This window comes from Kitasatospora sp. NPDC059747, from assembly GCF_042732955.1.
Classification (GTDB): domain Bacteria; phylum Actinomycetota; class Actinomycetes; order Streptomycetales; family Streptomycetaceae; genus Kitasatospora.
The window spans coordinates 1-11,639 of the sequence record NZ_JBHWGV010000095.1; the positions used below are offsets into that span (position 1 = coordinate 1).

At 73.8% G+C, this 11,639-nt stretch carries 9 protein-coding genes; 1 reads left to right on the top strand and 8 read right to left on the bottom strand.

What is annotated here, in order from left to right; genetic code table 11:
- Positions 1–80: 80 nt before the first annotated feature.
- The 3 genes from ACFV4G_RS32045 to ACFV4G_RS32055 all read right to left on the bottom strand — a co-directional run bounded on the left by ACFV4G_RS32045 (position 81) and on the right by ACFV4G_RS32055 (position 3,529).
- The gene (locus ACFV4G_RS32045) at positions 81–419 is read right to left on the bottom strand and encodes a P-II family nitrogen regulator (RefSeq protein WP_218207157.1); all 339 of its coding nucleotides are present in this window, start codon (positions 417–419) and stop codon (positions 81–83) included.
- On the bottom strand, positions 416–1,786 hold the full coding sequence (locus ACFV4G_RS32050) for an ammonium transporter (protein WP_380445651.1): 1,371 nt from the start codon (positions 1,784–1,786) through the stop codon (positions 416–418). Before ACFV4G_RS32050 ends, ACFV4G_RS32045 begins: the two co-directional genes overlap by 4 nt.
- 288 nt (positions 1,787–2,074) lie before the next feature.
- Positions 2,075–3,529 (bottom strand): hypothetical protein, encoded by a 1,455-nt coding sequence (locus ACFV4G_RS32055; protein WP_380445652.1) that lies wholly within the window; start codon positions 3,527–3,529, stop codon positions 2,075–2,077.
- 603 nt (positions 3,530–4,132) lie between these two features.
- Here ACFV4G_RS32055 and ACFV4G_RS32060 point away from each other — a divergent pair.
- Positions 4,133–4,807, top strand: coding sequence for a bifunctional DNA primase/polymerase (locus ACFV4G_RS32060; RefSeq protein ID WP_380445653.1), 675 nt, complete (start codon positions 4,133–4,135; stop codon positions 4,805–4,807).
- 107 nt (positions 4,808–4,914) lie between these two features.
- Here ACFV4G_RS32060 and ftsY read toward each other — a convergent pair whose 3' ends face one another.
- The 5 genes from ftsY to ACFV4G_RS32085 form a co-directional block, all read right to left on the bottom strand.
- Positions 4,915–6,126, bottom strand: coding sequence for a signal recognition particle-docking protein FtsY (gene ftsY, locus ACFV4G_RS32065; RefSeq protein WP_380445654.1), 1,212 nt, complete (start codon positions 6,124–6,126; stop codon positions 4,915–4,917).
- A gap of 47 nt (positions 6,127–6,173) precedes the next feature.
- Positions 6,174–9,794 carry a chromosome segregation protein SMC gene (gene smc, locus ACFV4G_RS32070; protein ID WP_380445655.1) on the bottom strand — a complete coding sequence of 1,207 codons (3,621 nt, stop codon included), beginning with the start codon at positions 9,792–9,794 and terminating at the stop codon, positions 6,174–6,176.
- A 186-nt stretch (positions 9,795–9,980) separates the two neighbouring features.
- The gene (locus ACFV4G_RS32075; RefSeq protein ID WP_045702518.1) at positions 9,981–10,184 is read right to left on the bottom strand and encodes a hypothetical protein; all 204 of its coding nucleotides are present in this window, start codon (positions 10,182–10,184) and stop codon (positions 9,981–9,983) included.
- A 412-nt stretch (positions 10,185–10,596) separates the two neighbouring features.
- Positions 10,597–10,896 (bottom strand): acylphosphatase, encoded by a 300-nt coding sequence (locus ACFV4G_RS32080; RefSeq protein ID WP_380445656.1) that lies wholly within the window; start codon positions 10,894–10,896, stop codon positions 10,597–10,599.
- Between the two features lie 29 nt (positions 10,897–10,925).
- Entirely contained in the window at positions 10,926–11,435 is a 510-nt protein-coding gene (locus ACFV4G_RS32085; protein ID WP_380445657.1) for a winged helix-turn-helix transcriptional regulator, read from the bottom strand.
- Positions 11,436–11,639 lie beyond the last annotated feature (204 nt).

The window sequence follows — 11,639 nt, forward strand, 5'->3', positions numbered from 1 at the left end:
GGGGCGGGTGAGCGGCGGGGCGGGCGGCGCGCCGGGGCGCGGGGGTGGGGGGCGCCCCCCGCCCGCGGTGCGTCATGTCGTCAGAGCGCGTCCGGTCCGCGCTCGCCGGTGCGGACCCGGACGGCCGTGTCGACCGGGATGCTCCACACCTTGCCGTCGCCGATCTTGCCGGTCCTGGCCGCCTTCACCAGGACGTCGATCAGCTGGTCGGCGTCGTCGTCCTCGACCAGGACCTCGATCCGGATCTTGGGCACGAGGTCCACGGTGTACTCGGCGCCGCGGTAGACCTCGGTGTGGCCGCGCTGGCGGCCGTAGCCGCTGGCCTCGGTGACGGTCAGCCCGTGCACCCCGAAGGCCTGCAGGGCGGCCTTCACGTCGTCCAGGCGGTGCGGCTTGATCACGGCGGTGATGAGCTTCATCGGGCGTCGACCTCGGTCTTCTCGGCAGTCGGGGCGGCGGGCTTCTGAACGTCGGGCTTCTGGGCCGTGGTCGCCGCGGAGGCCGCGGCCGGGGCGAGGGCCCGGGCCAGACCGGCGCCCACCGCGCTGAAATCGTAGGCGGACTCGGCGTGTTCGGCCTGGTCGATGCCGGCCACCTCCACCTCCTCGCTGACCCGGAACCCGACCGTCTTGTCGATCGCCTTGGCCAGCAGCCAGGAGACGACGAAGGAGTACGCCGCGACCACGGACACGCCGAGCGCCTGCTTGCCGAGTTGGTCGAGACCGCCGCCGTAGAACAGGCCCTTGGCGGTCTGGCCGACCCCGCCGGTGGCGAACAGGCCGATCAGCAGCGAGCCGATCGCGCCGCCGACCGCGTGCACGCCCACCACGTCGAGCGAGTCGTCGAAGCCGAGGCGGTACTTGAGGGAGATGGCGGCGGCGCAGACGGCGCCCGCGATCAGGCCGATCGCCACCGCGCCAAGCGGGCTGACCGAGCCGCAGGCCGGGGTGATGGCGACCAGGCCGGCCACCGCGCCGGAGGCGGCGCCCAGGGTGGTGAACGCGCCGTGCTTGAGCTTCTCGAAGACCAGCCAGCCGACCAGCGCGGCGCCCGTCGCCACCTGGGTGTTGACGAAGGCCATCGCCGCGACGCCGTTGGCGGCCAGTGCCGAGCCCGCGTTGAAGCCGAACCAGCCGAACCACAGCAGGCCGGAACCGAGCATCACCAGCGGCAGGCTGTGCGGGCGCATCGGGTCCTTCTTGAAGCCGATCCGCTTGCCGAGCACCAGGCAGAGCGCGAGTCCGGCCACGCCGGCGTTGATGTGCACGGCCGTGCCGCCGGCGAAGTCGATGACGCCGTTGCGGTCACCGAGCCAGCCGCCCTTGCCGCCGTCCACCATGAACACCCAGTGCGCGACGGGGAAGTAGACGACGGACACCCAGAGCGCGACGAACAGGCCCCAGGCGGCGAACTTGGCGCGGTCCGCGATGGCGCCGCTGATCAGCGCCGGGGTGATGATCGCGAACATCAGCTGGAACACGGAGAAGGCCGTGACCGGGATCGTGCCCGACAGCTCGTTCAGGCCGATCCCGCGCATCCCGAGGAAGTCGAGGTTGCCGATCAGGCCGAAGCCGGCGTCCGGCCCGAAGCTGAGCGAGTAACCGTAGAGGACCCAGAGCACCGTGACGATGCCGAGCGAGAGGAAGCTCATCGCCAGCATGTTGAGTGTGCTCTTGGCCCGGACCATGCCCCCGTAGAAGAAGGCCAGGCCCGGGGTCATCACCATGACCAGGGCCGCACTGATGAGCACGAAGGCGGTGTCGCCCGCGCTGAAGCCGTCCGGCATCGGCGTCTCCTCTGCGTGAAAGCCGATCCACCACCCGGGTACCTGTCCCGTGCCACCCGGGGTGTCGGCGATGAAGAGGAGAGTGCCGAAGGCGGGTTTCGGCCAGTGCGGCCGGTTGTTTCGCGGCCGTGACGCGTGCGACGCGCGGGTTACACCTGCGTGAACCGCAGCCCCGTCGGGGGTCCGGATGGGTTACCGTGCCGCCGCACGCCACGCCCGGTGCCGCAACCGCCACCGACCGTGGCGGCGGCGGCCGTCACGGTCGGTGGAGTCCGGCGGGGGCGTGGCTCAGACCACCGAGACGTACTCGGGGATGTCCTGGACGACCCTTTCCTTCAGGCGGCTCACCGCGTCCACGCCCTTGAAGCGGACGGCCGCGGCCTCCGTGGTCTTGCGCACCCGCGAGTTCAGCCGCTCGGAGCGGACCTTCGTCGCGATGTCCACCGCCTGCTCGGCCATCAGCGCGGCCTGCTCGGCCTCCTTCTGCAGCAGGTGCACGCTGGCCATGCCGATCAGGTTGAAGGCGTACGAGCGCACGTGGTCGCCGTCCTGGCGGAACAGGTCCACCGCGCGCTCCATCACCGGCGCGGACATCGACGCGTACAGCTCGGAGTTGTCGGAGTGGTAGGCGAGGTCGCGGAAGGAGTGCGCGTTCTCGGCGTTCAGCTCGGCGGGCGAGAAGAACTTCAGCCAGTCCGGCTCCTCGTCCCCCTCGCGGATGTCGGTGAAGGTGTCCTCGGCCAGCCGCACCGCCCGGGCGCAGCGGTTCACCTCGCCGATGGTCGCGTAGGCGCGCGCCTCCATCGCGTACAGCAGGGCCTGCTGGCGCGGGGTGGCGGTGTCGCGGCTGCCGTACTGGGCGAGGTGGATCAGCTCCAGGGCGTCCTCGCCGCGGTTGAGGTGGATCATCTGGCGGCTCATGTCGGTGAGGATCAGCGCGCCGAACGGGCGGTCGCCGGCCTCCTTGGCGGCGTGCAGCGCGAGCACGTAGTACTTCTGCGCGCTCGGGTGCATGCCGACGTCGTAGGACATCCACCCGGCCAGGTGGGCGAGTTCGGCGGTGAGCCGGAACAGCCGCCGGGTGGTCTGCTCGGGGTAGCTCTCCTGGAGCAGGTCGGTGACCTCGTGCAGCTGGCCGACGACGGCCTTGCGGCGCAGCCCGCCGCCGTTCTGCGCGTCCCACTGGCGGAACATGACCGTGGTCTGCTCCAGCAGTTCGAGCTCGGGCTCGGACAGCCGGCCGGTGAACGCCTCGCCGCCGTTGGCCGCGGTCAGGATCGGGGTGGGGGTGCCGTTCGGACCGGGGGCGAGCCAGCGCTGCATCGGCTCGATCAGGGCGGCGCCGGCGGTCAGCGCCAGCGAGGTGCCGAGGAAGCCCCGGCGGTTGAGCATCAGGTCGCTGCGGGAGTAGTCACTGATCAGCTGGACGGTCTGCGGGGCGCTCCACGGCAGGTCCACGCCGCCGCCGACGGTGGAGACCGGGATCGCGGCGCGCAGGCCGAGGTCCTCGATCGAGACGACCGAGCCGAAGCGCTCGGAGAAGAGCTCCGACATGATCTTGGGGATCGGCTCGCGCGGCTGCTCGCCGTCCAGCCAGCGCCGCACGCGGGAGGTGTCGGTGGAGACGTGGTGGGCGCCGATCTGCCGGGCCCGGCGGTTGACCTGGCGGGCCAACTCCCCCTTGGACCAGCCGCTGCGGGCGAACCACGTGGTCAGCTTCTCGTTGGGTTGCTTCTCTGCCATGGGGAACGTCCCATCCCGCCCGGCCCCGGAGGGCCCCCGATCGTCATCGCCCGACGGTTGCGGGCTGTTGCCAGACGTGCCGTGCCGCGGCGCCGCCGCACCCCTCTCTCGCACTGGTGTGCCACGACTCCGGACGGGGCGTCAGTTCGCCCAACTCCCGCGCCCCTGCGGCTCGGAGCTGACTCCCCGACGACGCCCGTGTGCTGAACGTAATGCCCCGCCGAGGGTCCGCGGGACGGCCCCTGGCGAAACGCCACCTTTCGCCACCCCCAGGAGTGAACCGAAGCAAGGGGGCACACGCTTCACTAGGTAGTCGCGGCGGTCGGCATATGCGGGCCGCCAAGTCCCCGAGCAATCCCGGCGGTCCCGACGGACCGCCACGGCCACCGGCGAGTTTGCCGTCCGCCCAGCTCGACGGCCGCCTCGCGCACACGACGATCCGGCATCGGCACAGCCGCCACAAGGCGGCGCCCGAGGCGCACCACCGCAAAAGGCGCACGCCACGCGCTGCGCGCCGCACCCGCACAACGCACCACGCAACGGACAATCAACGCAAAGTCACCATCCCGTAACCATCGGCAACGAGAACCTGTTGGGGGAGGCATGGACAACCTGTTCGGCGAACTTCGACTGGGGCACCTGCGGCTGGCTCCGCTGGGCGCGCGCCGCCGCACCAAGGTCACCGCGTCCCAGGCCGCCGCGGAGTACACCGGTCGCTGGGGCTGGGCGGTCGCCGTCACCGGCCGGGCCGCCGGCAACGCCCCGGCCGCCTGCCAGTGCGGCACCGCCCGCTGCGCCGCCCCGGGCCTGCACCCCGTGCCCGGCTGCGAGGCCGTCGTGCACACCGCCGACGCCGAGGGCTCCGTCCTGTTCCCCACCGGCCGGGCGTTCGACGTCCTGGACGTCCCCGAGCAGGCCGGCGTCCAGGCGCTCGTCCGGCTGGAGCGGATGGGCACCCAGGTCGGCCCGGTGCTGACCGCCCCCACCGGCCGGCTGCAGTTCCTGGTCGCCCCCGGCACCGCCCGCCGCCTGCCCGACCTCCTGTACCGGATGGGCTGGGACGACGCCGCGCTCGACCTGGCCTGCCACGGCGAGGGCAGCTACGTCGCCGCCCCGCCCACCGTCCTGCCCGGCCTCGGCCCGGTGCGCTGGCTGCGCCGCCCGACCCGGGACAACGCGGGCTGCCCGCCCGAGGCCCGGCTGCTGCTCGGCACCCTCGCCTACGCCTGCCACCGCGGCCGCGAGCGCACCGCGGAGCCGGCCTGGATGGCCTCCTGAGCCCAGCACCACCGAGCTCGGCGCGACCCCGGGCCCAGCATCACCCGAGCCCAGCACAAAGGGCCCGCCCCCAACGGGGAGCGGACCCTTCACCGTGTCCGGGGGGCTCAGTCCCCGATCAGCGCGTCCACGAACGCGCCCGGCTCGAACGGCGCCAGGTCGTCCGCGCCCTCGCCGAGGCCGATCAGCTTGACCGGCACCCCCAGCTCGCGCTGGACCGCGACGACGATGCCGCCCTTGGCGGTGCCGTCCAGCTTGGTCAGCACGATGCCGGTGATGTCGACCACCTCGGCGAACACCCGGGCCTGGATCAGGCCGTTCTGACCGGTGGTGGCGTCCAGCACCAGCAGGACCTCGTCCACCGGGCCGTGCTTCTCGACGACCCGCTTGACCTTGCCCAGCTCGTCCATCAGGCCGGTCTTGGTGTGCAGCCGGCCGGCGGTGTCCACCAGGACGGTGTCCACGCCCTCGGCGATGCCCTCCTTGACCGCGTCGAACGCGACCGAGGCCGGGTCGCCGCCCTCGGGACCGCGCACGGTCCGGGCGCCGACCCGCTCGCCCCAGGTCTGCAGCTGGTCGGCGGCGGCGGCGCGGAAGGTGTCGGCCGCGCCGAGCACGACCGTGCGGCCGTCGGCGACCAGGACGCGGGCCAGCTTGCCGGTGGTGGTGGTCTTGCCGACGCCGTTGACGCCGACGACCAGGACCACGGCCGGGCCCTCCTCGTGCTTGGTGGAGCGCACGGTGCGGTCGGCGTCCTTGCCGACCAGCTCGACCAGCTCCTCGCGCAGCAGCGCGCGCAGCTCGTCGGGGGTGCGGGTGCCGAGCACCTTCACCCGGGTGCGCAGCCGCTCGACCAGCTCCTGGGTGGGGGCCACGCCGACGTCGGCGGTCAGCAGGGTGTCCTCGATCTCCTCCCAGGTGTCCTCGTCGAGGTGCTCGCGGGAGAGCAGCGAGAGCAGGCCCTTGCCGAGCGAGTTCTGCGAACGGGAGAGCCGGGAGCGCAGCCGGACGAGCCGGCCGGCGGTGGGCTCGGGGACCTCGACGGCGGGGGCCGCCTCGGCCTCGGCGACCTCGACGGCCTCCGGGGCCTCCGCGGTCTCGGGGAGCGGAACCTCCTCGACGGTGCGCCGCGGCTCCTCGGTGGGCGGCGCGGCCTCCTCACCGACCTGGGGCTCGCGCGGGGTGGTCGGCGGCGCCGTGATGACCGGCGCCTGCGACTTCGGCGGGAGTTGCTGGCGTCGTCTGCCGGAAACGACGAGGCCCGCGATCGCGCCGACGGCGACCACGGCGATGACTACGGCAAGGATCACGTATTCCATATCTCCCCCAGTATCCGTGACGAGGCCCGAGAAGCACCGCACCCGGGCTAGGCGGATGTGGCCCGCACCACGCCCCGGCGCCGTTCCCGGTCCTCTCCCCCGGCCTGGCTGCCGGAGAATTCCCCCACCCGCAGCCGCTGGCTGATCACCTGGGAGATCCCGTCGCCCTTCATCGTCACGCCGTAGAGCGCGTCCGCGGACTCCATCGTCAGCTTCTGGTGCGTGATCACGATCAGCTGGGAGCTCTCCCGCAGCTCCTCCATGATCCCGATCAGCCGGCGCAGGTTGGTCTCGTCCAGCGCCGCCTCCACCTCGTCCATGACGTAGAACGGGCTGGGCCTGGCTTTGAAGATGGCCACCAGCAGCGCGACGGCGGTCAGCGAGCGCTCGCCGCCGGAGAGCAGGGACAGCCGCTTGACCTTCTTGCCCGGCGGGCGGGCCTCCACCTCGACGCCGGTGGTCAGCATGTCGTCGGGGTCGGTCAGCACCAGCCGGCCCTCCCCGCCCGGGAACAGCCGGGCGAAGACGCCCTCGAACTGGGCCGCGGTGTCGTGGTAGGCGGAGGTGAACAGCTGCTCGACCCGCTCGTCGACGTCCCGGACGATGTCCATCAGGTCGCGCCGGCCCCGCTTGAGGTCGTCCAGCTGCTCGCCGAGGAACTGGTGGCGTTCCTCCAGCGCGGCGAACTCCTCCAGCGCGAGCGGGTTGACCTTGCCGAGCTGCTGGTAGGCCTTCTCGGCCGCCCGCAGCCGCTTCTCCTGCTCGGCCCGGACGTACGGGTACGGCTCGCCCGGCTCCTGCCCCTCCTCAGGCGTGGCCGGCGGGACGGGCTGGTCGGGCCCGTACGAGGCGAGCAGTTCGCCGCCGTCGATGCCGAACTCCTCCAGTGCCTTGGCCTCCAGCTGCTCGATCCGCAGCCGCTTCTCGGCCCGCAGGACCTCGTCCCGGTGGCCGGCGTCGACCAGCTTGTCCAGTTCCTCCTTGAGGCCGCGGCCCTGTTCGCGGTGCTCCCGGAGCTCCGCCTCGCGCTCCGCGCGCTCCCGTTCGACGGCCGCCCGCCCGGCGTCCGCACGCGCGAGCGACACCTCCAGGCAGGCGAGCAGCTGCCGGGCGCCCGCCGCGACGGCGTTCGCCACCCCGGCGTCGTGCTGCGCGCGCCGACGGCGCTCGGCGGCGCGGGCGCGCGCCTCGCGCTCGGTGCGGGCGGCGCGGTCCAGCTGGTCGGCCCGGCCGGCCAGCGCGCGGACCCGCTCCTCGTGGGTGCGCACGGCGAGGCGTGCCTCCAGCTCGGCCTGCCGGGCGGCCGAGGCGGCCCCGGCCAGCCGCTGCTGCTCGGCCGGGTCGGGCTCGTCCTCCCCCGCGTCGGCCGAGTCCTCGGCGGCGGCCAGGCGTTCGGCCAGTTCCCCGGCGGTGGCGAGCAGTTGGGCGAGGCCCTCCGCCGCCCGGGCGGCGGCGGCCGCCAGCCGTTCGGCCTCGCCGGCGGCGGCGCGGGCCTGCCCGCCGAGGCGGCCGAGCGCTCCGGCCACCTGGGCCCGTTCCTTCTCCGCGTGCCTCCGCTGGGCGGACAGCCGTTCCACCTCGGCCGCCGACCCGCTCCGCAGTTCGGTGAGTCCGGCCAGCCGTTCGGCCGCGTCGGCGCAGCGGAGGGCGAGTTCGTCGATCGCGCGGGCCGTCTCGTCCACGGCGGCCTGGGTCTCCAGCAGGCTCGGCGCGCCGCCGGAGCCGCCGTGGGCGAGGCCGGCGCCGAGCCGGTCGCCGTCGGCGGTGACGGCGCTCAGGGCGGGGTGCGCGGTGATCAGGGACAGGGCGTCGTCGAGGGTGCCGACGACGGCCGTCCCGGCCAGCAGCGTGCGCACGGCGGCGGTCAACTCGGCCGGTCCGTCCACCAGTTCGGCCGCCCAGCGGGCACCGGCGGGCAACTCGGTCACGGCCTGGTCGGGTTCGGGCGCACCGGCGACGAGCAGCGCGGCCCGTCCGGCGTCGTCGGCGTGCAGCAGGCGCAGCGCGGCGACGGCGGCGTCCGGCGAGTCGACGGCCACCGCGTCGGCGGCTGCGCCGAGTGCGGCGGCGACGGCGACCTCGTGGCCGGGGGCGATGCGCAGCAGTGCGGCGGCCGGGCCGAGCAGTCCGGTCAGCCGGTCCCCCGCCGCGAGCAGCGCGCCCGTGCCGTCCTTGCGGCGCAGTCCGAGCGCCAGCGCGTCGTGGCGCGCGGTGAGCCCGGCGCGCTCGCGTTCGGCGGCGCCGGCGGCCTCCCGGGCGGCGGTGAGGTCGCGTTCGACGGCGGCGAGCCGTGCGCGGGCCTCGTCGTGGGCGGTGTCGGCGCGCTCGTCGTCCCCGGCGAGGCCGTCGACCTGTTCCTGCAGCTGCTCGAACTCGCGCTGCGCGGCTCCGGCGCGCAGCAGCGCCTCGTCCCTGGCCTCGGTGAGCCGGCCGATCTCGGCCTGGGCCGACGCGGCCTTGGAGCGCGCGCCCGCCGCCTGCCCCTGGAGCCGGGCGAGCCCCTCGCGGCGGTCGGCGATGGCGCGGGCGGCGTCCCGCAGCCGGCGCTCCTCGGCGGCCAGGTCGCGTTCCAGTTCGTTCTTGCGTTCGACGGCCTCGGCCAGTGCGTACCGGGCCTCCTCCAGCGCCTCGGCGAGGGCGGCCTCCTCCTCGCGGACGCGCTCGGCCTCCCGTTCGAGCTCTTCCGGGTCCCGCCCGCGCCGTTCCTCGCCCTGCCCCTCGGCGACGGCGTGCCGGGCCCTCGCCTCGGCCAGTCCGATCGTGCCGCGGGTGCGCTCGGCGAGCGCGGAGAGCCGGTACCAGGTCTGCCGGCCGGCCTCCAGGCTCGGGCCGAGCTGCTCGACCTGCGCCTCCAGGACGCGCTCGCGCTGGACGGCGCGGGCCAGTTCCTGCTCGACGGTGGTGCGGCGCAGGCGCAGCGCGAGTTCGTCGGCGATCTCGGCCTCGACGGCCTGGCGGAGGACGAGCAGGTCGTCGGCGAGCAGCCGCAGCCGGGCGTCGCGCAGGTCGGCCTGGATGCCGGCGGCGCGGCGGGCGATCCTGGCCTGCCGGCCGAGCGGGCCGAGCTGGCGGCGCAGTTCGGCCACCAGGTCCTGGACGCGGTTGAGGTTGGCCTGCATCGCGTCGAGCTTCCGCAGCGCCTTCTCCTTGCGCTTGCGGTGCTTGAGCACGCCGGCCGCCTCCTCGATGAAGGCCCGGCGGCCCATCGGGTCGGCGTGCAGGACGGAGTCCAGCTGCCCCTGGCCGACGATGACGTGCATCTCGCGGCCGATGCCGGAGTCGGAGAGCAGTTCCTGGATGTCGAGCAGCCGGCAGGTCTGGCCGTTGAGCGCGTACTCGCTGCCGCCGTTGCGGAACATCGTCCGGGTGATGGTCACCTCGGCGTACTCGATGGGCAGCGCGCCGTCGGTGTTGTCGATGGTGAGGCTGACCTCGGCCCGGCCGAGCGGGGCGCGCCCGCTGGTCCCGGCGAAGATGACGTCCTCCATCTTGCCGCCGCGCAGCGACTTGGCGCCCTGCTCGCCCATGACCCAGGAGAGCGCGTCGACGACGTTGGACTTGCCCGAGCCGTTCGGGCCGACGACACAGGTGATGCCGGGTTCGAAGCGCAGCGTGGTGCTGGAGGCGAAGGACTTGAACCCGCGCAGCGTCAGACTCTTCAGGTGCACGCGGCCGGTCTCCTCATCGCTCGCCGGGGTTCACGGGCCCCGACGGCGACTGTATCCGGCAGGCGGGCGGCCGAAGGCGCCCGGACACGACGAAGGGACGCCACAACCGGGCGTCCCTTGCATGCTGCGTCCCTTGCGGGGCGGCTCAGTGCACAGCGGCGTCGATCTGCGAGGACCGGGCGGGACTCAGGTGAGAGCCGGCTCCCGCTGATCCAGATCGATGCTGTTGAGCAGCGAGTGCTCGTCAGCGACAGCGGTGAGAGCGTCGTTCTCAGCCTGCATCCGAAGGAGCTCGGCTTCAAGGTCCTGGACGCGCTGCTGAAGCCGTCGCATCTCGGAGAGCATTCGCGGGTCGGGGCCGCCGACGTACCCGAGAAGCGCCTTTGCCATGATGAATGGTCCTCCACGCTGAGTGACCGAACCGGAACGGTACAGGTCTAGGGGGAAGGGGGACGCACGCGCGGCGCGCCACCGGAAGTGCCGGCTTGGCACTGCGGCGCAACCATCGTGAGCTGGGCTCACGAGGGCATGCGCCGACCGGGAAAACGCGGTCGTGTGCGCGGGCTTCCAGCGTCTCACCAAAGACGGAAAGGGTCAACACGATCACCGCACGCTACCGCGCCCCTGTCACCTGCCTGGCGGTGTCGTCACGCCGAGGAGGTCCGGGCCGGGTCCACCAGGTGCTCGTGGATCATCGTTCGATGCGGAGTCAACCACGAGTCTGCCCGGATGGCAACCGTATGACACCGCCGGTTGAGGATCTTTTCCCCGGGGGCCGTGCGGGGCCCGGCCCCGGCGGAATTCAGCGGATCTCGAAGCCCTCGTAGCCGACGCCGACGGCGGTCCAGATCTCGGTCACGCCGCTCACGCTGCCGGGTGTGTCGGGGCCGCGGAGCAGGGCGAGCAGCTCCTCGCAGTCGGCGGCGAGGCCCTCGGCCACCACCTGGACCCGGCCGTCGCCGAGGTTGCTCGCGTAGCCGGTCAGGCCGACCTCCAGCGCCCGCGCCCTGGTCCACCAGCGGAAGCCGACCTGCTGGACCTTCCCCCGGACCCAGGCGGTGACCCGGACCGGTTCCTCACTGTGGGCGTCACGACCGTGCATGCCCCGACCCTAACCGGCCGCGGGCCCGGTCACAGCTCCGCCGGCCCCTCGACGGTCCACCCCGGGCTGTGCACCCGCGCGTGCAGTTCGCCGCGCCGGGCCTCCCGGCCGCAGGTGCGGCAGACCCAGGCCGCGTCGAAGGCGTGCGGCTCATGCCCCTCCGGCTCGTGGTCGAAGGTGACCGGCGACTCGGGCAGCAGCCAGCGGTCGCCCCACGTGCGCAAGGCGTGGGCGAGCGGGGCGAGGTCCCGGCCGGCCTCGGTGAGGTGGTACTCGTAGCGCGGCGGCCGCTCGCTGTAGGCGCGCCGCTCGACGATCCCCGCCTCCTCCAGTGCCCGCAGCCGGGCGGTGAGCCGGTCCCGGGGCGCGCCCGTGTTGCGGGCGATCCGGTCGAAGCGGTGGTTTCCGTAGAACAGCTCCCGGACCACCAGCAGGGCCCACTTCTCGCCGACGACGTGCAGCGCCGCCGCCATCGAGCACGGCCGGCCGGGCAGGGCGGCGGGGAGCGACGGGAGCGGGCCCGGGGTGTCAGGGGTCACGGCGCCAGCGTGCCACACAGGGTTGTGTTCTCAAACCCGGGCCGGACGGCACTGCGGCCCCCCCGGGGGGTACGGGGGGGGCGCCGGGGGGGGCGCCGCAGCCCTCGGTGGGGTAGATGGGGTTGAACGGGGGGTGGGGGGTGGTCGGGCCGGCGCCCGGCGGGCCCCCGTGGCCGACGCGCGCGTTCCGGGGGACGGTGAGGG

Coding starts and splice junctions, on each gene's coding strand:
- ACFV4G_RS32045 (WP_218207157.1), bottom strand. CDS start 419: ATGAAGCTCATCACCGCCGTGATCAAGCCGCACCGCCTGGACGACGTG.
- ACFV4G_RS32050 (WP_380445651.1), bottom strand. CDS start 1,786: ATGCCGGACGGCTTCAGCGCGGGCGACACCGCCTTCGTGCTCATCAGT.
- ACFV4G_RS32075 (WP_045702518.1), bottom strand. CDS start 10,184: ATGGCAAAGGCGCTTCTCGGGTACGTCGGCGGCCCCGACCCGCGAATG.
- ftsY (WP_380445654.1), bottom strand. CDS start 6,126: ATGGAATACGTGATCCTTGCCGTAGTCATCGCCGTGGTCGCCGTCGGC.
- ACFV4G_RS32060 (WP_380445653.1), top strand. CDS start 4,133: ATGGACAACCTGTTCGGCGAACTTCGACTGGGGCACCTGCGGCTGGCT.
- ACFV4G_RS32055 (WP_380445652.1), bottom strand. CDS start 3,529: ATGGCAGAGAAGCAACCCAACGAGAAGCTGACCACGTGGTTCGCCCGC.
- ACFV4G_RS32080 (WP_380445656.1), bottom strand. CDS start 10,896: ATGCACGGTCGTGACGCCCACAGTGAGGAACCGGTCCGGGTCACCGCC.